At 71.1% G+C, this 18,568-nt stretch carries 15 protein-coding genes; 7 read left to right on the top strand and 8 right to left on the bottom strand.

The window, feature by feature from the left end:
* Positions 1–15: 15 nt before the first annotated feature.
* The gene (locus KV396_RS03060) at positions 16–324 is read left to right on the top strand and encodes a DUF4229 domain-containing protein (RefSeq protein ID WP_247625218.1); all 309 of its coding nucleotides are present in this window, start codon (positions 16–18) and stop codon (positions 322–324) included.
* Between the two features lie 46 nt (positions 325–370).
* Here KV396_RS03060 and KV396_RS03065 read toward each other — a convergent pair whose 3' ends face one another.
* From KV396_RS03065 to KV396_RS03075, 3 genes are all read right to left on the bottom strand, one after another.
* The gene (locus KV396_RS03065; RefSeq protein ID WP_372491589.1) at positions 371–1,366 is read right to left on the bottom strand and encodes a 1,4-dihydroxy-2-naphthoate polyprenyltransferase; all 996 of its coding nucleotides are present in this window, start codon (positions 1,364–1,366) and stop codon (positions 371–373) included.
* A gap of 63 nt (positions 1,367–1,429) precedes the next feature.
* Positions 1,430–1,720, bottom strand: coding sequence for a DUF4287 domain-containing protein (locus KV396_RS03070; RefSeq protein WP_247634063.1), 291 nt, complete (start codon positions 1,718–1,720; stop codon positions 1,430–1,432).
* A gap of 18 nt (positions 1,721–1,738) precedes the next feature.
* Positions 1,739–2,194, bottom strand: a complete 456-nt coding sequence (locus tag KV396_RS03075; RefSeq protein ID WP_247634062.1) for an Lrp/AsnC family transcriptional regulator — start codon at positions 2,192–2,194, stop codon at positions 1,739–1,741.
* Positions 2,195–2,266: 72 nt separating this feature from the next.
* Here KV396_RS03075 and KV396_RS03080 point away from each other — a divergent pair, with 72 nt between their 5' ends.
* Positions 2,267–3,727 carry a DUF6421 family protein gene (locus KV396_RS03080; protein WP_247956776.1) on the top strand — a complete coding sequence of 487 codons (1,461 nt, stop codon included), beginning with the start codon at positions 2,267–2,269 and terminating at the stop codon, positions 3,725–3,727.
* 31 nt (positions 3,728–3,758) lie between these two features.
* Complete coding sequence (locus KV396_RS03085) at positions 3,759–4,400, top strand: SDR family NAD(P)-dependent oxidoreductase (protein ID WP_247956777.1); 642 nt, start codon at positions 3,759–3,761, stop codon at positions 4,398–4,400.
* Positions 4,401–4,428: 28 nt separating this feature from the next.
* On the opposite strand, the gene KV396_RS03090 is transcribed toward KV396_RS03085, so the two are convergent.
* Entirely contained in the window at positions 4,429–5,814 is a 1,386-nt protein-coding gene (locus KV396_RS03090) for an MFS transporter (protein ID WP_247956778.1), read from the bottom strand.
* A gap of 62 nt (positions 5,815–5,876) precedes the next feature.
* Here KV396_RS03090 and KV396_RS03095 point away from each other — a divergent pair, with 62 nt between their 5' ends.
* Complete coding sequence (locus tag KV396_RS03095) at positions 5,877–6,941, top strand: threonine aldolase family protein (RefSeq protein WP_247956779.1); 1,065 nt, start codon at positions 5,877–5,879, stop codon at positions 6,939–6,941.
* Between the two features lie 27 nt (positions 6,942–6,968).
* Here KV396_RS03095 and KV396_RS03100 read toward each other — a convergent pair whose 3' ends face one another.
* Both KV396_RS03100 and KV396_RS03105 read right to left on the bottom strand, forming a co-directional pair.
* Positions 6,969–8,792 carry a sunset domain-containing protein gene (locus KV396_RS03100; protein WP_247956780.1) on the bottom strand — a complete coding sequence of 608 codons (1,824 nt, stop codon included), beginning with the start codon at positions 8,790–8,792 and terminating at the stop codon, positions 6,969–6,971.
* 138 nt (positions 8,793–8,930) lie between these two features.
* On the bottom strand, positions 8,931–9,542 hold the full coding sequence (locus tag KV396_RS03105; protein ID WP_247625226.1) for a DUF4916 domain-containing protein: 612 nt from the start codon (positions 9,540–9,542) through the stop codon (positions 8,931–8,933).
* 92 nt (positions 9,543–9,634) lie between these two features.
* On the opposite strand from KV396_RS03105, the gene KV396_RS03110 reads away from it, so the two are divergent.
* Positions 9,635–10,291 carry an alpha/beta hydrolase gene (locus tag KV396_RS03110; protein ID WP_247956781.1) on the top strand — a complete coding sequence of 219 codons (657 nt, stop codon included), beginning with the start codon at positions 9,635–9,637 and terminating at the stop codon, positions 10,289–10,291.
* Between the two features lie 282 nt (positions 10,292–10,573).
* On the top strand, positions 10,574–12,175 hold the full coding sequence (locus KV396_RS03115; protein ID WP_247634056.1) for an ABC-F family ATP-binding cassette domain-containing protein: 1,602 nt from the start codon (positions 10,574–10,576) through the stop codon (positions 12,173–12,175).
* A 15-nt stretch (positions 12,176–12,190) separates the two neighbouring features.
* Here the strand turns inward: KV396_RS03115 and KV396_RS03120 are convergent, their stop codons facing one another.
* Together KV396_RS03120 and KV396_RS03125 are read right to left on the bottom strand one after the other, a co-directional pair.
* The gene (locus KV396_RS03120) at positions 12,191–13,270 is read right to left on the bottom strand and encodes a hypothetical protein (protein WP_247956782.1); all 1,080 of its coding nucleotides are present in this window, start codon (positions 13,268–13,270) and stop codon (positions 12,191–12,193) included.
* Between the two features lie 44 nt (positions 13,271–13,314).
* Positions 13,315–13,722: a DUF6157 family protein gene (locus tag KV396_RS03125; RefSeq protein WP_247956783.1), complete on the bottom strand. Its 408-nt coding sequence runs from the start codon at positions 13,720–13,722 to the stop codon at positions 13,315–13,317.
* 69 nt (positions 13,723–13,791) lie between these two features.
* Here KV396_RS03125 and KV396_RS03130 point away from each other — a divergent pair, with 69 nt between their 5' ends.
* The gene (locus KV396_RS03130) at positions 13,792–18,537 is read left to right on the top strand and encodes an ATP-dependent helicase (RefSeq protein ID WP_247956784.1); all 4,746 of its coding nucleotides are present in this window, start codon (positions 13,792–13,794) and stop codon (positions 18,535–18,537) included.
* The last annotated feature ends 31 nt before the right edge of the window (positions 18,538–18,568 follow it).

Genomic DNA, 18,568 nt, shown 5'->3' on the forward strand with positions numbered 1-18,568 from the left:
TCGTAGACTTGTCGGGTGAAGCCTGCACCTTTCTTCGTCTACTCCGTGCTGCGGCTGCTGGCGTTCCTCGTCCCGCTCGCGATCCTCTGGTTCTTCTTCCCGATCTTCCGGGAGTTCTGGTGGCTCGCCGCGATCTTCGCCGCGCTGATCGGCACGAGCATCTCGATGCTGTTCCTGCGCCGCCCGCTCACCGAGGCGTCGGCGGCGATCGTCGAGCGCCGCGAGGCGCGCGCGTCGACCGGCCAGGAGGATGCCGACGCGGAGGATGCGGTGGTCGACGGCGAGAGCGAGACGCGCGCCGACGAAACCCGCGACGAGAAGTAACCGCGGGAGACGGCCGGCCCAGCCGACTCGTCCGGGCTCGGCCGGCTCAGCCGATGAACGCCCAGAACAGGGCACCGGCGTACAGCAGCGACGTGAGCGAGGTCAGCGCGAGAGCGATGACGAGTTCCTTGGGCTGGCGGTAGGTCCAGACGATCAGGATCGCCGGGAGCCCCGCGAGCAGGGCGAGCAGCGAGAGCCAGGCGATCGGGAAGAGCAACGCCAGCAGGATCGCGATCGCGAACGGCGCGAGCACGAACAACGTGAACAGCACCTGCGTCGCGCGGCGCCCGATGAGCACCGTGAGGGTGCGCTTGCCGACGACGCGATCCTGGTCGATGTCGCGCAGGTTGTTGGCGAGCAGCACCGCGCAGGCGAACAGTCCCGCGGCGATCGCCCCGAGCCACGCCTGCTGCGGCAGGTCGAAGATCTGCACCCAGGTCGTGCCGAGGGTCGCGACGAGGCCGAAGAAGACGAACACGAACACCTCGCCCAGACCGGCGTAGCCGTAGGGGCGCTTGCCGCCGGTGTAGAACCAGGCGGCGACGATGCATGCGGCGCCGACGGCCAGCATCCACCACTGCTCCGTGCGCACCACGATCGCGACGCCCACCGCGGCGGCGAGCGCGAAGAACACCAGCCCGATGATGAGCACGGTGCGCGGCTTCACCCGACCCGATGCGGTGAGACGGGTGGGGCCGACGCGCACGGCATCCGTCCCCCGCACGCCGTCGCTGTAGTCATTGGTGAAGTTGACGCCGATCTGCAGCAGCACCGCGACCGCGAGGCAGGCGAGGGCGATCACCCAGTGGAACTCGGGGCCCGTGCTGCGCGCGGCTCCCGTGCCGATGAGCACCGGCGCGATCGCGAGGGGCAGGGTGCGCAGTCGCGCGGCGCCGATCCAGTCGCCGAGCGTGACGGGCCCGGCCTCGATCACGGCCTGGCGGGCGGGGTCGCCGCTCGCCCGCTTCGCCGGGTTGCCGCTCACGCGGGCCGGGTTCGTCTTGCGGGTCGCGGAGGTCTTGCGCTTCGAGGATGCTGCCACGGAGGAATCCTACTGTGCGAGCCCATGACGCCCCGGGGGCGACGGCGGGTCGGGGATTCGGGCTCAGGGATTCGGGTTCGAGTCCTTGCCGTCGAGCCAGAGCTCGTCGCTCTTGTCGCCGTGTGCTCCGCCCTTGCCGACGTGCGTGGAGCTGATCTTCGGCCCCTTGAGGATCACGTGCACCATCGCCTGGGCGTGCCCGTGACCGAGACCGTAGGTCTCCTTGAGCCAGTTCAGCACGACGGTCGACTTCGTCGTCTCGTCGAAACCCTGCTCCTTCGCGAGCGCGATGAACTGCCGGGGCGTGAGACCCGTCTGGGTCTCGACCTTGTCGAGGTAGGCCTGGAACGACATCGGTGTCTCCTTCGGGGGTCAGTCGTGCGCGATCGGGATGATCGGTCGATGCTCATAGTAGGTCTGCAGCACCACGGTCGTGCGGGTGTTCACGGATGCCGCGAGCCGGATGTCGCGCACGAGCTCCTCGAGCGCCCGGGGCGAGGCCACGCGCACGAACAGCATGTAGCTCGCGTCGCCGGCGATCGAGTGGCACGCTTCGATCGCATCCAGGTGCTCGAGCTGCTCGGGGGCGATGTCGGGCTGTGCGGGGTCGAGCGGGGTGATCTCGATGAACGCCGAGAGCGGGGTACCCACCTTCTCCGGGTCGAGCAGCGCCCGGTAGCCGGTGATCACGCCCCGCGTCTCGAGGCGGCGCAGACGCGACTGCACGGCCGAGACCGACAGCCCCACGGCATCCGACAGTTGCGAGAGCGTGGCACGCCCGTCGCGGGAGATCTCGGCAAGGATCGCGCGGTCGACAGAGTCATCCATGCGTGTAAGAATATCGTTAGCTTTCCGTTTGCGCAGGAAAGTTTCCGTCTATTTCTCCGATCGGAGGTCCCGATGTCCATCATTTCCGCCAACAGTTCCGCTGTTCAGGCCATCGTCGGCGAACCCGAGGTCGTCGAGGACACTTCGACAGGCTCAGTGCAGGCGCATTCCGTGGAATCCAGCGCCGCCTGGGCACAGCTCAAGGATGCCGCGATCGCGATCCGCGAGCTGCAGATCAAGGACGGATCCATCCCCGACGCCGCGCACCACGCGACGGCCCGCGAGCTCGTCGCCGCGATCACCGCCGGCATCCGCGCCCTCGCGCCCGCCTTCCCCCACGACGCCGCCTACCTCGCGGCCTCCGTGGCCGACTTCGACCGCTGGGCCGCGGAGGACTTCGGCGTTCCGGACTTCCTCGACTCGCTCGTGGCGTTCCAGCCGCAGGAGCACCGCGTCGACGGCATCCGCCACCTGGTCGTCTTCCCGATGTACACGCAGAACGGTTCGAGCGACCGCCTCGTCGAGGCCCTGATCGTCGAGACGATCTGGCCGGAGTTCATCGGCGCCCTCGAGGCCGGCGACTACGGCAACAAGCTGTTCGTCTCGCTGCGTCTGATCGACTTCACGCCCGGGTACGACACGAACTCGGCCGTGCTGTTCCCCGAGACCGTCGCGATGCGCGAGATCCCCTCGTTCACGTGGGGCGCGATCTTCCAGGACCGCGAGGCCGCCCGCTACCGCCGCGTCACGCGCGCGGCATCGGAGATCACCAAGCTGGACCTGCCGGAACGCGCCGCCGACATGCTCGACGACCAGGCGCTCACCGAGCGGGTGTTCGTGATGTGGGACATCATCCACGACCGCACCCACATGCGCGGCGACCTGCCGTTCGATCCGTTCATGATCAAGCAGCGGATGCCGTTCTTCCTCTACTCGCTCGAAGAGATGCGCTGCGACCTGACCGCGTTCCGCGAGTCGGTCAAGATCGAGCGCACGCTCACCGCGCGCAGCGAGGCCGGCGAGGATCTCACCGACTCCGAGCGCGAGATGCTCGAGCATGCACCTCTGGTGCAGTACGCGGTGATCTTCGACCGCATCTTCCGCTTCGCGATCACGGGTTCGCGCGTGCGCAACTACGACGGCCTCGGCGGACAGCTGCTGTTCGCGTGGCTGCACCAGCGCGGCGTGCTGCACTGGACCGACACGGCGCTCGCGTTCGACTGGGAGGGCGTGCCCGACGCGGTCGTCTCGCTCGGCGACGCGATCGACGACCTGTACTGGCGTTCGATCGACCGTCCCAAGACGGCGCACTGGCTGGCCGCCTACGACCTCGTCCGCTCGGTGCTGACGCCGCACCCGGCGTCCGCCTGGGCGCGCGGACTGTCGGACGAGATCCTCGCGGGGGCCCCCAAGGGCTACACCGACGCGGTGCTCGACGACGAGTTCCCGCTGTCGATGTTCTTCGAGGCGCTCGACAAGAAGATGAAGGCCGTGATCGAGTCGACCGTGGGAATCCGCGGCACCGACGACTGATCGCATCCACGGCCGGGCCGGAGTCTCTCACATGAAGACCATCGTTCTCGCCGGGGCCACGAGCGCCTCCGGCCTCGCCGTGACCCGCGCGCTGATCACGGCGGGAATGCGCGTCGTCGCGACCGGACGCTCCGCCGACCGTCTGCAGCCGCTGGCCGATGCCGGAGCACGGACCGACGTCGCCGATGCGACCTCGCTCGATGACATGATCGCACTGGCGGAGCGACTCGCGTCCGACGGACTCACGGTCGACGCCGTCGTGCCCCTCGTGGGCGGGTGGCGCGGGGGCGGCGGCCTCGCCGGTCAGAGCGACGAGGACTTCGCGGCGCTGCTGCCCGCGCTCGACGCCGTGCGTGCGACGAGCCGCGCGTTCGACGGGGCGCTGCGGGCATCGGATGCCGGACGCTTCGCGATCGTGTCGTCGACGGCCGTCGCGCGACCGCTCGCCGGCGGGGCGAACTACGCCGCGGTCAAGGCCGCGAGCGAGGCGTGGACGCGCGCCGTCGCACAGGGGTTCGCCAAGACGGCTCGGGATGCGGGAGAGCCGCTGCGCGCCGCATCCGTCGTGTTCCGCGCGAAGGCGCTCGACGCCGAGTCGCTGGCACCGCGCATCGTCGGTCTCTGGGATGCGGATGCCGTCGAGTTGAACGACCGGGTCATCGACCTGGAATGAGCGGGGTTCGCGATCGGGAGCGTGGCGTCTAGAGCTGCGGTGCTCCCGGGACGACCGGCGGGGCATCGTCGACCGACGCGCTCTCGCCCGGAATGCTCTGCTCGGGCGCCTCGGCGTAGAGCACCGTGAGCTTGCGGTACGACTTCGTGAAGAATGCGAGCGTCGCCGCGACCACCATGATGAGCCCGGCGAACAGACAGATCAGGGCGATGCCTCGCGCCTCTCCTTCGCCGAGCAGCCAGCCCCACTGCTGCTGACCCTCGCGGCCGTCCATGTAGGGGATGATGAGGAACTCGGCGAGAGGCGCGATCAGGAACGCCGTGATGGGTGCGGCCGCCGCCTCCATCGCCGCCGCGACGCCGAAGACCCGGCCCTGGCGTTCGAACGGCACGACCTTCTGGATCACGGTCTGCTCGGCCGCCTCGACCGGCGGCACGAGCGCCATGTAGACCCACATGCCGAGCACGTACAGCCACCACCACTCGCGCAGCATGAACACCGCTCCGAGCAGCCCCATCGCGATCACGACGAGCAGCATGGTGCGCATCGGCTTCTTGCCCAGGCCGAACTTGGCCACCAGGCCGCCGCCGATGAGGAAGCCGGTCGACGCGAAGGCCAGGGCGAAGCCCCACGTCTGCGCGTCGAACAGCGTGAGCCCGTAGGGGTCCATGAGCGCCATGTAGACGCCGCCGATGAGGTTGTTGAAGGTCGAGAAGATGATGAGCGCGAACAGCCCGGGAGCCTGCCGGATCGCGCGCACGCTGCCGCGGAAGTCGACCGCGCTCTTGGCGTCGGGGTCGGCCTGCGGCTCGCTCTCGGGGATGCGGATGAAGAGCAGATGCGCGAAGGTGACCGCCATCGCGGCGATCGCGATCGCGAGGGTCCAGCCCATGCCGAGGAACCCGATCGAGAGCCCCGAGAAGACGCTCGTGACGAGGAAGGCGATGCCCTGCACCGTGCCGACGAGGCCGTTGGCGTTGGCCCGCTTCTCTTCGGGCACGAGCAGGGTGACGGTGGTCGAGAGCGCGATGTTGCGCAGCTGCTCGATGACCCCGCCGAACAGGATCACACCCGAGAACAGCCAGAACCACGGGCCGCCCAGGTCGAGCAGGGCCGCCTCGGGCTGCGACAGGTAGAGCACTCCGGCGACGAGGAAGGCCACGGCCGAGATCACGCTCGAGAGCACCATGACCGCGTGCTTGCGGTGCCGATCGACGATCGTTCCGAACATCATCGCGAAGAACGCGACGAACAGCATGTACGCGCCGCCGATGACGCCGGTCGCGAGCACCGACTGCGTCTCGATGTAGACCCAGAAAGTGAGCGCGAACCAGAGGAAGCTGGTCGTCACGTTGGCGATCAGCGTATTGACGAGGACGTTGAGGAACGCCCGGTTCGCTGCGGTCCGCTGCATGGGTTCGAGGGTACTCAGGACCACCGACATCCGATACGGGTTCGGGCGAATAGGCTGGGTCGGTGACCATTCAGCACGACCCCGCGATCCGGGGCTTCGCCAGTGACAACTACTCCGGCATCCACCCCGAGGTGCTCGCCGCGATCGCGACCGCCAACGACGGCCACCAGGGCGCCTACGGCAGCGACGCGTACACCGCGCGCCTGCAGGAGGTCGTTCGTTCCCACTTCGGCGAGCGCGCCGAGGCCTTCCCCGTCTTCAACGGCACGGGCGCGAACGTCACCGGCCTCCAGTCGATGCTTCCCCGCTGGGGTGCGGTGATCGCGGCCACGACCGCGCACATCAACGTCGACGAGGGCGGTGCTCCCGAGAAGATCGGCGGGTTCAAGCTGCTCACGGTGCCCACCGACGACGGCAAGCTCACCCCCGAGCTCATCGACCGCGAAGCCTGGGGCTGGGGCGACGAGCACCGCGCGCAGCCGCTGGTGGTCTCGATCACCCAGTCGACCGAGCTCGGCACCCTCTACACCGCCGACGAGATCCGTACGATCGCCGATCACGCGCACGAGCGCGGCATGAAGCTGCACCTCGACGGCGCTCGCCTCTCGAACGCCGCCGCCGCCCTCGATCTGCCGCTCGCGGCCTTCACCACGGATGCCGGCGTCGACGTGCTCAGCTTCGGCGGCACCAAGAACGGCGCCATGCTCGGCGAGGCCGTCGTGGTGCTGAACCCCGAGGCATCCGACGGGCTGATCTACTCGCGCAAGTTCAACATGCAGCTCTCGTCGAAGATGCGCTTCGTGTCGGCGCAGTTGATCGCTCTGCTCGAGGGCGACCTGTGGCTGCGCAACGCGCGTCACGCGAACGCCATGGCCGCCCGCCTCCGTGGCGAGATCGAGCAGGGCATCGCATCGGGTTCGATCACCGGCGTCGCCTTCACGCAGCCGACCCAGTCGAACGGCGTGTTCGCGACTCTGCCCGACGGCGTCGCCGACGCGCTGCGCGAATCGTTCCGCTTCTACGACTGGGATGCCGCGCGCAACGAGGTGCGCTGGATGTGCAGCTTCGACACCCACGAGGACGACGTCGACGCGTTCGTCACCGAGCTCGCGCGCCTCACGGCCTGAGGCCGCGCGGAGCCTCGGCCGGCGCGCTCATCGCTTCGACTTGCGATACCCGGCCTTCACTGCCGCAGCCTCGGTCCGGAAGCACTCCTCGGGCTTCGTCTTCGAGTAGTAGGCGCCGGATGGCACGTGATAGATGTGCGAGCTGGCGTTGCCCTTGATCGGCGCCCACGACGGGCAGTCCCACGACGAGACGGGTGTGGTCCGGTTCGGGTACGTCACCGCAGCGGATGCCGTGGACGTCCGCTGCGCCGTGACGTAGCCGCTCTTCGCTCCGGTCACCCGTACCGTGACGCGCTTGCCGACCATGCCCGCCGTCACGGAGAGCGTGGAGCCCGTCGCGTTCGCGATGGCCTTCCCGTCGAGGTACCACGCGTAGGCGATGCGGGTGCCGGCGGTCCAGGCACCGGCGGCGGCGGTGAGGCGGTTTCCCACGACGGCGGAGCCGCTCAGTGTCGGCGTCGGGGCCGCGAGAACCGCGAGCACGGCGGACGTCGGGACGGAACGCTTCGCCGCTGTAGCGAACCCGGCCTTCGTGCCGGTCACGACGACCGTGATGGTCTTGCCCGCTGCTGTCGCCGGAATCTTGAAGGCCGTCATCGTCGCCTTCGGCACCGCGACCCCACTGACGTACCACTGGTACGTCAGCTTCGCTCCCGCCGTCCAGGTGCCGGCCGCCGCGGTGAGCGTCTGCCCGACGATCGCCGAACCCGAGACCTTGGGCACGGGAGCCGTCATCGGCTGGACGACGGCGGATGTCGCCACCGATGTCCGCGTCGTCACGAGATACGTGGCCTTGCGTCCCACGACCTGCACCGAGATCTTCTTGCCGACCAGCGACGCGGGGACGACGAAGGTCGCCGCGGTGGCCTTCGAGATCGCGACTCCGTTCGCCAGCCACTGATACGTGAGCGCGGCCCCGGACGTCCACGACCCGGTCGATGCGCTGAGCTTCTGCCCGACCGTCGGGGATCCGGTGATCGTCGGCGTCGCAGCCTCCATCAGACGCAGACTCTCGAGCTTCGCAGTGATCCCCGTACGGACGGTCGCTGCTCCCAGAACGATGCGTTCCGCCTGGGCGAATCCCGGTGCGTCGTTCCACCATTCGGACGACGCCCCCGTCACCGCCGACACGAACGCGACACGGTAATCCCCCGCCGGCAGCCCGCCGACGGCGAACGTGCCGGTGTCGGAGACGTAGTCCGCCGAGGTCGCAACTGTGCCCGTCCCGGAACCGGGGTAGACGGCCACGGCGATGCGCCTCCCCCGCAGATCGACACCGGCGGGGACCGTCACCGATCCCGAGACGAGCGCCGACGCGGTGAGAGCCACGTCGTACGCCAGACCCGCCGAGTCCACGACGACGGTCGCAGCGCCGTCCGGAGTCGTCGAGTCGACACCCCAGCGGTCGAAAACCGCACGTCCCCGCGAGACGACGGCGAGCAGGACCTCGCCCACGGGCACCTGCAGGGAATAGCTCCCCGTGTCACCGACCGGGGCCGCCGCGAGCGGTGAGGCCACGTCGGATCCCGGCGAGTACGCGACGACGTACGTGCTCCCACTCGCCAGGGCGACGGCTGCGGGGAACGTCACCGTCCCGGCGACGACGCCCGTCTCGGGAACACCCTCGACGGGTTCCGTCGGCTGAGCCGCGCGCTCGGCCGCGGCGATGGCCGCCCGCGGGAGACGATCCGCGAAGGAGGCGAACGCCGGCTCGGTCGCGGCCACCGTCGCTCCTGCGATCTGGGCCGAAGCTGCGGGCGTTGCCACCGCGATCAGCATCGACGCCAGCATGACAGCGGCGACCGTGACAGCAACGGATCGACCGAAGCGCGGGCGCAGGGGGATCGCCATGGGCATCCTCTCGGAGGGACGGGACGCGATCGAGTATCACGCCGAACACGGCTCTCTCGGAGCAGATCGCCTATGACATAGATACACCGGCAGAGGCCTCGAAGGCCATATGCAGAATGCGATGTGCCGCCGGCGCGCTCAGCGCAGCAGGCCGAGGCTCGCGAGCGCCTGCCGGATGAGCGTGCCGCGGCCGCCCTCCATCTCCGACCAGACCGCGTCGGAACCCGCGGCCTCGGGCGAGAACCAGGTGACCTCGAGGGCATCCTGACGGGGCTCGCAGGTGCCGGTGACCGGCACCACGAAGGCGAGCGACACGGCGTGCTGCCGGTCGTCGTGGTAGGCGCTCACGCCGGGGATCGGGAAGTACTCGGCCACCGTGAACGGCAGGGGCTGGGGCGGGAGCAGCGGGAACGCCATCGGACCGAGGTCGTTCTCGACGTGGCGGAACAGCGCGTCGCGGATGGTCTCGCCGAAGCGCACGCGGCCCGAGACGATCGTGCGCGTCATCTCACCCAGGGGCGTCGAGCGGAGCAGGATGCCGATCTCGCTCACCTGGCCGGATCCGTCGGTACGCACCGGGATCGCCTCGACGTAGAGCATCGGCAGGTGCCGGCGCGCCTCCTCGAGCTCGACGTCGCTCAGCCACCCGGGGTTCGCGTCGGGCGCAGGGGGCTGGGGTGCACCGTCGCCGAAGCCGCCGAGGCCGTCGTCGTCGGGCTCGGGGTCGGGATCAGGTGTGCGCACCGCCATGTGTCCTTTCTACCAGCAGCATCCGACTTCCCCTATGGCCATGCCGTGCCGGGGCCGGGCCGGTGTCGGCGACCCCTGGCAGGATGGACGGCATGAGCGAGGAGCTGACGATCGACGACGCCGCGACCCGGTGGGTGCCGGGCGACCGCACGGGCAAGCCGCTGCTGGTGCTGCTGCACGGCTACGGCGCCGACGAGCACGACCTCATCGGCCTGGCCCCGTATCTGCCCGCGGACATCGCCGTGGCATCCGTCGCTGCCCCCCTCGCCCCTCCGTTCCCGATGCCGGGCCGGTCCTGGTACCCCATCGAGGGTCTGAACGGTCGTCGGCCCGAAGACGTCACGGTCGCCGCCCGCGCGTTCCTCCGCTGGCTCGACGTCGCCGCCGGCGACGCGTCGTCGGTGGCACTCCTCGGCTTCTCGCAGGGCGCGGCCGTCGCCCTCCAGACGCTGCGCCTCGCCCCTGAACGGCTCGGCGCGGTCGTCGCCCTGAGCGGCTACGCCACCCCGGGCGACCTGCCCGGCGACGAGGCCCTGCGCGAGCTGCGTCCGTCGGTGTTCTGGGGCCGCGGATCGGCCGACGACGTGATCCCCGAGGCGCTCATCACGCACACCTCGCTGTGGCTCCCCGACCACTCCACGCTCTCCGGCAGGGTCTACACCGGGCTCACGCACAGCATCTCCGAGGAGGAGCTCGGCGACGTGCACCAGTTCCTCGCGCTCTGGCTCGAGGGCATCGCCGGCGAGTGACCCGCGCGGCGCTCGGGCGCGGCGCTCCGGCGCGACGCTCCGGCGCGACACGCCCGGGTTGCACGACGGCATCCGCCGGGGGTATCGTCGTCACGTCCTGTCCGCCGTGTCTGGAAGTCCTTTGATCTGATCCGTCGCCTCCGCGCTCCTCTTTCCGCGCGCTGACCCGACGATCGCCGACTCCACCCGGCCGCTCTCCTCCCGCCTTCGACGGCGCCGCGCAGGAGACCCGCCGTGCAGGCCCGGTGTCAGTGCACCCTCGCACTCGACAGGAGACACACCGTGTCAACCCCCACCCTTCACGCATCGGTCACGCTCGACCGCCTCACCTTCGCCTGGCCCGACGGCTCCACCGCCCTCGATTCCGTGTCGGGCGCCTTCGGCGCGGGTCGCACCGGCCTCGTCGGCCGCAACGGCGCCGGAAAGTCCACCCTGCTCCGCCTCATCGCCGGCGAACTCGACCCGACGGCGGGCACGGTGACCACCACCGGTGACGTCGCGTACCTGCCGCAGCAGCTCACGCTCGACGTCGAACGACGCGTCGCCGACCTGCTCGGGGTCGCGGCGGCACTCGACGCCGTCCGCGCGATCTCGGCGGGCGACGTCGACCCCGCCCACTTCGACGCGGTCGGCGACGACTGGGACATCGAGGCGCGAGCCGCGGCATCCCTCGCCGAGGCCGGACTCTCGCCCGAGTTCCTCGACCGCCGCGTCGGGGAGCTCTCGGGCGGTGAGGCGGTGCTCGTGGCGATCGCCGGCATCCGTCTGCGGCGCGCCCCGATCACGCTGCTCGACGAACCCACCAACAACCTCGACCGCGACGCCCGTGCGAAGCTCGCCGCGATGGTGACGTCGTGGAAGGGCACGCTCATCGTCGTCAGTCATGACGTCTCGCTGCTCGACAGGATGGACGACACCGCCGAACTGTTCGGCCGCACCCTGAGCGTGTTCGGCGGACCGTACTCCGAATGGCGCGCGTGGCTGGACGCCGAGCAGGATGCCGCGCGACAGGCCGAGCGCGATGCCGCCCAGGTCGTGCGCAAGGAGAAGCGCCAGCGCATCGAGGCGGAGACCAAGCTCGCGCACCGTGCGCGCACGGCCCGCAAGGCCGAGATCGAGAAGCGCGTGCCGAAGATCATCGCGCACGGCCGGAAGATGGCCGCGGAGGTGTCGGCCGGCAAGCTGCGCACCGAGGTCGGGGCGAAGGAGGATGCCGCGCGCGCCGCCCTCGATGAGGCGGGGCGCCGCGTGCGCGCCGAGGCGTCGATGAAGATCGAGCTTCCCGACCCGCAGGTCTCGCGCAGCCGCCGCATCGCCACGATCGCCGATGCGGAGAGGTCGTGGGTCGTGCAGGGCCCCGAGCGGGTCGCGCTGATCGGGCGCAACGGTGCGGGCAAGACGACCCTGCTGGAGCGCCTGGTCGCCGGGGCCGCGCCGGAGGACGGACGGGCGGTCGCCGCCGCGCACGTCGATCACATCGGCTACCTGCCGCAACGGGTCGACGGCCTCGACGGGACGCTCACCGTGTTCGAGAACATCGCCGCGGCCGCCCCGCACGTGCCCGAGAAGGAGTTGCGCAATCGGCTCGCACGCTTCCTCATCCGCGGCGCGACGGCCGACCGGCCGGTGGGGGCCCTGTCGGGAGGCGAGCGCTTCCGCGTCGCGCTGGCGACGCTGCTGCTGGCGGATCCCGCGCCGCAGCTCGTGGTGCTCGACGAGCCGACGAACAACCTCGACCTCGACACGGTCGACCAGCTCGTCGACGCGCTGACGGCGTACCGCGGCGCCGTGCTGGTCGTGAGCCACGACGACGCCTTCCTTTCCCGTCTCGCTCTCGACCTCACTCTCGAGATCGACGGCGAGGGGATGCTGCAGGAGGTGTGAGCGGCCGGAGCGCGCTCACTCGAAGGTCACGACGAGCGCGCTCCCGCTGACCTCGACCGAGCCGCTCGTCGACAGCTCGCCCTCGAAGGTCACCGGCTCCGCGGCATCCGCGGGGGCGTAGACGGCCCGGACGGCTCCTCCCCGTGCGACGAACATCTCGCCGTCGAGCAGCAACTCGACGGTCGGGTACGTGTCGACGGTCCATTCGACCTCGACGGTGCGGGCGTCCAGCGGCGCGCTCAACGGGCATCCGTCGACCCGCCAGGTGGTCTGCGTGGCGCACTCGTCGAGATGCCCGTCGACTTGGCGCTGCACCTCCTCCGAGAAGTTCGCGTTCGGGACGACGGCGACCTTCCGCGCTCCGTCCGGTGCGCCGGTGATGACGAGTTCGTCGATATCCGTCTGGTAGAACGTGTCATCGATCGCCGCGACCGGGTACACCGCCGGGTGCAGCGCGAGCGGCAGGACCTCGCCCGAATCGACCGTCGGCGTCTCGACACCGCCGAGGAGGAACGCCGGGTCCCCCTCGGTGACGATGAAGCGGTCGGTCAGCGCAGTCCTGACCTGCCACTGCCCCGACTCCTCGTCGCGGGCGAGCGAGAGGGTCGTGTCGTGCCGCTCTCCCGCCAGGGCGAAGGACACGTCCACGCTCGTGACGCTCGCGGCGTCATCGGCGTCTGCGGGGGCATCGACGACGACGTCCCGAATCCGTTCGGTCGCGGCGCCGAGCACCTCGTCGGTCAGCATCGACGGGTCGTCCAGCTTCTCGATCTCCTGCGGCCGGGGTGCCACGAGAGCCGCGGCCGCGGTGGCGTCGCCGTCGGCGATGTGCTGGAGGTATCGCTCGGCGACCTCACCGGCGCTCGGCCCGCGATTCGCACCGTTCACCGCCACCAGGACACCGGCGATCACCGCCGCGAGGACCGCGGCTCCGACGAACACCCATAGGAGGATCCACGCACCCGCGCGGGTACGGCGCGGCGGGCCGGGGTGCGCGGTGTGCGCGCCGGGATGAGGCGGCGATGGATGCTGCGGCGTGGAGTTCTGCGGCGCCGGAACGCCGTGGGCAGGCTGCGGTGCATGCGGATCGGTCATCGTCTCCCCCTGGTCGATCTGCACCCACCGTATCGGTCATGCCGTCAGGGCCGCCTGCTCCGCATCGCCCGCATGTGGGAGATCTCGGGGTCGGCGGCGTGGAGCGCATAGTCGTCGGATTCGCGCGCGACGAGGGCGACACGGCCCTGAGCGTCGTGGTGAAGGCCCCAGCCATAGCGCTTGCCGAGCGGCGAGGAACGCAGGCAGGGGCGCCCGACGGAGAAGAACAGGGCACGCTCGACGGCGTCGTCGACGGCGATTCCCGCTCGCAGGGCGAACGTCTCGAATACGACGTCGTCCGACGTGCGGCCGTACGGATGCTCGGCGATCAGCCGGTAGTGCAGGGCGGCGATGGTGGGTTTCTCGCTCGCGGGCGGCTCGACCGCGTGATCGGTCGGGCAGTCCTCGGCGACCTCGATGAACGCGTCGCGGTAGTTCGTGGTGTGCGCCATGGATACAGCATGCGCCCCGCCTCCGACAACCGTCGAGCCCATGTCGGTGGCCCGGGCCAAGATGGACGTATGAGTGACGTGCTCGAGCGCTTCACCCCACCCACGCAGGCTTGGTTCCGGGGTGCGTTCCCCGCGCCCACTCCCGCGCAGGCGGGTGCGTGGGACGCGATCTCGGCGGGCAAACACGCCCTCGTGGTCGCGCCCACGGGCTCGGGCAAGACGCTCTCGGCGTTCCTCTGGGCGATCGACAGCGTCTTCCGCGAGCGCATGGCCGAAGCGGATGCACCCGCGAAGAAGAAGGACGACGCCTCGCGTACGCGCATCCTGTACATCTCGCCGCTCAAGGCGCTGGGCGTCGACGTCGAGCGCAATCTGCGCTCCCCGCTCGTCGGCATCGGGCAGTCGGCCCGGCGACTCGGGGCTCCGTCGCCGACGGTGACGGTCGGTGTCCGCTCGGGCGACACCACCTCAAGCGACCGGCGCAAGCTGGTCTCCGATCCGCCCGACATCCTCATCACCACGCCCGAATCGCTCTACCTCATGCTCACGAGCCGCGCGGGCGAGACGCTGCGCGGCGTGCACACCGTCATCATCGACGAGGTGCACGCGGTCGCCGCCACCAAGCGCGGCGCCCACCTGGCGGTGAGCCTCGAACGCCTCGACGCGCTGCGGTCGTCGTACGGTGCCGAGGCCCCGGCGCAGCGCATCGGCCTCTCGGCGACCGTGCGCCCGATCGACGAGGTCGCCCGCTTCCTCGGCGGTTCCGCGCCCGTCGAGATCGTGGCGCCCCGGGCATCGAAGACCTTCGAGCTGGGCGTCGTCGTGCCGATGGACGACATGACGAATCCGCCGCCGCCTCCGGGCAGCGGTGCCGACTCCCCGACAGCGGATGCCGAGTACACCGAGGTGACGGGATCGGTCTGGCCGCACGTCGAGGAGGCGATCGTCGATCGCATCCTGCAGAACAACTCGACGATCGTGTTCGCGAACTCGCGCCGCCTCGCCGAGCGCCTGACCGGCCGATTGAACGAGATCTACTCCGAGCGCACCGGTGTCGAGCTGCCCGACCAGACGGTCCCCGCCCAGATGATGGCGCAGGCGGGGGCCACCGCGGGCGCCGATCCCGTGCTGGCCAAGGCGCACCACGGCTCGGTCTCGAAGGAGCAGCGCGCTCTCGTCGAGGAGGAGCTCAAGTCGGGCGTGCTACGCTGCGTCGTCGCGACGAGCAGCCTCGAACTCGGCATCGACATGGGCGCCGTCGACCTCGTCATCCAGGTCGAGGCTCCGCCGTCGGCGGCATCGGGCCTCCAGCGCGTCGGCCGGGCCGGGCACCAGGTCGGCGAGATCAGCCGCGCGGCGCTGTTCCCGAAGCACCGGGGTGACGTGCTGCACACCGCGATCGTGACCGAGCGGATGCTGGCGGGCAAGATCGAGGCCATCCAGGTGCCCCGCAACCCGCTCGACATCCTCGCCCAGCAGACCGTGGCGGCGAGCGCGCTGGGAGCGATCAGCGTCGAGGAGTGGTTCGACACGGTGCGCCGCTCGGCGCCGTTCCAGTCGCTCCCGCGGTCGGCGTACGAGGCGACGCTCGATCTGCTCGCCGGGCGCTTCCCGTCCGACGAGTTCGCCGAGCTGCGCCCGCGCCTGGTCTGGGATCGCGACGCCGGCACGCTCACGGGCCGTCCGGGCGCGCAGCGCATCGCGGTCACGAGCGGCGGCACGATCCCCGACCGCGGGCTGTTCGGGGTGTTCGTGGCGGGCGAGTCGACGGGCGCCCGGGTCGGCGAGCTCGACGAGGAGATGGTCTACGAATCACGCGTGGGCGATGTGTTCACGCTCGGCACGACCAGCTGGCGGATCGCCGAGATCACGCACGACCGCGTGAACGTGATCCCCGCGTACGGCCAGCCCGGCAAGGTGCCGTTCTGGCACGGCGACGGCATCGGGCGACCGTTCGAACTGGGCGAGGCCCTCGGCGCGTTCTCGCGCGAGGTGTCGGCGGCAACGCCCGAGAAGGCGGCGCAGCGCCTCATCGACGCCGGGCTCGACGAGCAGGCCCGCGCGAATCTGCTCGCCCACCTCAGCGAGCAGCGCGAGGCCACGGGCACCCTCCCGACCGATCGCACGCTCACGGTCGAGCGCGGCCGCGACGAGGTCGGCGACTGGCGCGTGATCCTGCACTCCCCCTACGGCATGAAGGTGCACGCACCGTGGGCGCTGGCGATCAACGCCCGGGTGCGCGAACGCCTGGGCGTCGAGGGGTCTGCGGTCGCGAGCGACGACGGCATCATCGTGCGCATCCCGGATGCCGAGGCCGAACCGCCCGGCGCCGAGCTGTTCGTCTTCGACCCCGACGAGATCGAGCACCTGGTGACCGAGGAGGTCGGAGGCTCGGCGCTCTTCGCCTCGCGCTTCCGCGAGTGCGCGGCCCGCGCGCTGCTCATGCCGCGCACCAACCCGAACCGCCGCACCCCGCTCTGGCAGCAGCGCCAGCGCTCGGCGCAGCTGCTCGAGGTCGCGCGCCGGCATCCGACGTTCCCGGTGATCCTCGAGACGCTCCGCGAAGTGCTGCAGGACGTGTACGACCTGCCCTCGCTGCGGCGGCTCGCGACCTCCATCGCCGACCGGCGCATCCGCCTCGTCGAGACGCAGCCCGCGCAGCCCTCGCCGTTCGCCCGCGACCTGCTCTTCGGCTACGTGGGCGCGTTCATGTACGAGGGCGACTCCCCGCTCGCCGAGCGCCGGGCCGCCGCGCTCTCGGTCGATCCCGCCCTGCTGGGCGAGCTGCTCGGCACCGTCGAGCTGCGCGAGCTGCTCGATCCCGAGGTCATCGCCCAGTTCGAACGCGAGGCGCAGCGCCTCGATCCCGAGCGCCGCGCGCGCGGGCTCGAGGGGACGGCCGATCTGCTGCGCCTGCTCGGTCCGCTCGACGCCGCCGAGGTCGCCGCGCGGCTCGCGCCGGAGGGCGATCGCGACTCGGACGCCGATCGCGGACCGGAAGACGATCACGAACCGAACGAGGCCGTCGCCGCGGCCCACCTCGACGCGCTCGTGCAGGCCCGGCGCGCGATCCCCGTGACGATCGCCGGGGTGCAGCGCATCGCGGCGATCGAAGACGCCGGGCGCCTCCGCGATGCGCTCGGCGCGGCGCTCCCCACCGGCATCCCGGTCGCGTTCCTCGAGCCGCTCGCCGATCCGCTCGGCGACCTCGTCGCGCGTCACGCCCGCACGCACGGCCCCTTCACGACGGATGCCGTCGCCACCCGCTTCGGCATCGGCGCGGCCGTCGCGCGGCACACGCTCCAGCGGCTCGAGAATGCGGGCCGTCTCACGAGCGGTTACTTCCTGCCCGAGGCATCGGCCCCGGCCACCGGCTCCTCCGGGGCGGCGGGAGCGGCAGCAGGAACCCGCGACGACATCGAGTGGTGCGACACCGAGGTGCTGCGCCGCCTGCGCATGCGGTCGCTGGCTGCCATCCGCGGCAGCGTCGAACCGGTCTCTCCCGAGGCGTACGCGCGCTTCCTGCCCGACTGGCAGCACCTCACCCACCCGCTCGAGGGCATCGACGGCGTGCTCGCCGTGATCGAGCAGTTCGCCGGCGTGCCCATCCCCGCGAGCGCCTGGGAATCGTTGGTGCTGCCCTCCCGTGTGCGGGACTACACCCCGGGCATGCTCGACGAACTCACCTCCTCGGGAGAGGTCATCTGGTCGGGGCACGGCACGCTCCCCGGGCGCGACGGATGGGTGTCGCTGCACCCCGCCGATCTCGCGCCGTTCACACTTCCCGAGCCCGACGCCGAGATCGCGGCCGACTCGCTCGAAGCCCGCCTGCTCGGGGCTCTCGGCGGGCCGGGTGCGCGCGACGACGCCGCGACCCCCGGGGCCGGCGGGAGCATCGGCGCGGCCGGCGGGATCGGCGGTGCGTACTTCGCGGCGCAGCTCAAGGAGATGACCGGTGCCGAGAACGAGCAGTCGGTGCTCGAGGCGCTGTGGTCGCTCACCTGGTCGGGGCACGTCACCAACGACACGTTCGCTCCGATCCGCTCGCTCCTCGCGGGCGGGTCGCAGGCGCACCGGGTGACCCGCCGCGCCCCGCGCACGCGCACGTACCGTGGCGTCTCCCTGGGCCGCACCCCCGCGCGCCCCACCGCGATCGGCGGACGCTGGTCGCTCCTCCCCGCCGCCGAGACCGACCCCGCCCGCCGTGCGACCGTGACCGCCGGGCTCCTGCTCGACCGCTACGGCGTCGTGACGCGCGGTGCCGTGCAGGCCGAGGGCGTACCGGGCGGGTTCGCCCAGGCGTACCGGGTGCTCGCCGGCTTCGAGGAGGCCGGGCACTGCCGCCGCGGCTACGTGATCGAGAAGCTGGGCGCGGCGCAGTTCGCGGCATCCGCCACCGTCGACCGCCTGCGCACGTTCGCGGGTCTCGCCGACCCGCCGCCCCGCAAGGCCGTCACCCTCGCCGCGACCGACCCCGCGAACCCCTACGGGGCGGCCCTCGGCTGGCCGCGCCGCGACGGCGTCTCGCACCGCCCCGGGCGCAAGGCCGGCGGGCTCGTGGTCATCGTCGACGGCGCCCTCGTGCTGTATCTCGAGCGCGGCGGGCGCACGGTGCTGTCCTTCACCGACGATGCCGAGGTGCTGCGCGCCGCCGCCGCCGACCTCGCCGCCACTGCCCGTGCTCGACGGCTCGACACCCTCACGGTCGAGAAGATCGACGGAGAGGGCGTCTACGGCACCCCGCTCGCTCTCGCCCTGCAGGATGCCGGGTTCGTCGCCACACCGCGCGGTTTCACGCTCCGCAAGGCGGTGTGACCCGCACCCAGCCTCGGCCCGCCCGCCACCG

Source organism: Microbacterium galbinum, from assembly GCF_023101185.1.
In the GTDB taxonomy this organism is placed as follows: Bacteria; Actinomycetota; Actinomycetes; order Actinomycetales; family Microbacteriaceae; genus Microbacterium; species Microbacterium galbinum.

Excerpts from the sequence above, each read along its gene's own strand:
- KV396_RS03130 (WP_247956784.1), top strand. The coding sequence starts at position 13,792 with ATGAGTGACGTGCTCGAGCGCTTCACCCCACCCACGCAGGCTTGGTTC.
- KV396_RS03125 (WP_247956783.1), bottom strand. The coding sequence starts at position 13,722 with ATGGCGCACACCACGAACTACCGCGACGCGTTCATCGAGGTCGCCGAG.
- KV396_RS03120 (WP_247956782.1), bottom strand. The coding sequence starts at position 13,270 with ATGACCGATCCGCATGCACCGCAGCCTGCCCACGGCGTTCCGGCGCCG.
- KV396_RS03105 (WP_247625226.1), bottom strand. The coding sequence starts at position 9,542 with ATGGCGGTGCGCACACCTGATCCCGACCCCGAGCCCGACGACGACGGC.
- KV396_RS03075 (WP_247634062.1), bottom strand. The coding sequence starts at position 2,194 with ATGGATGACTCTGTCGACCGCGCGATCCTTGCCGAGATCTCCCGCGAC.
- KV396_RS03085 (WP_247956777.1), top strand. The coding sequence starts at position 3,759 with ATGAAGACCATCGTTCTCGCCGGGGCCACGAGCGCCTCCGGCCTCGCC.
- KV396_RS03090 (WP_247956778.1), bottom strand. The coding sequence starts at position 5,814 with ATGCAGCGGACCGCAGCGAACCGGGCGTTCCTCAACGTCCTCGTCAAT.
- KV396_RS03100 (WP_247956780.1), bottom strand. The coding sequence starts at position 8,792 with ATGGCGATCCCCCTGCGCCCGCGCTTCGGTCGATCCGTTGCTGTCACG.
- KV396_RS03070 (WP_247634063.1), bottom strand. The coding sequence starts at position 1,720 with ATGTCGTTCCAGGCCTACCTCGACAAGGTCGAGACCCAGACGGGTCTC.
- KV396_RS03080 (WP_247956776.1), top strand. The coding sequence starts at position 2,267 with ATGTCCATCATTTCCGCCAACAGTTCCGCTGTTCAGGCCATCGTCGGC.
- KV396_RS03110 (WP_247956781.1), top strand. The coding sequence starts at position 9,635 with ATGAGCGAGGAGCTGACGATCGACGACGCCGCGACCCGGTGGGTGCCG.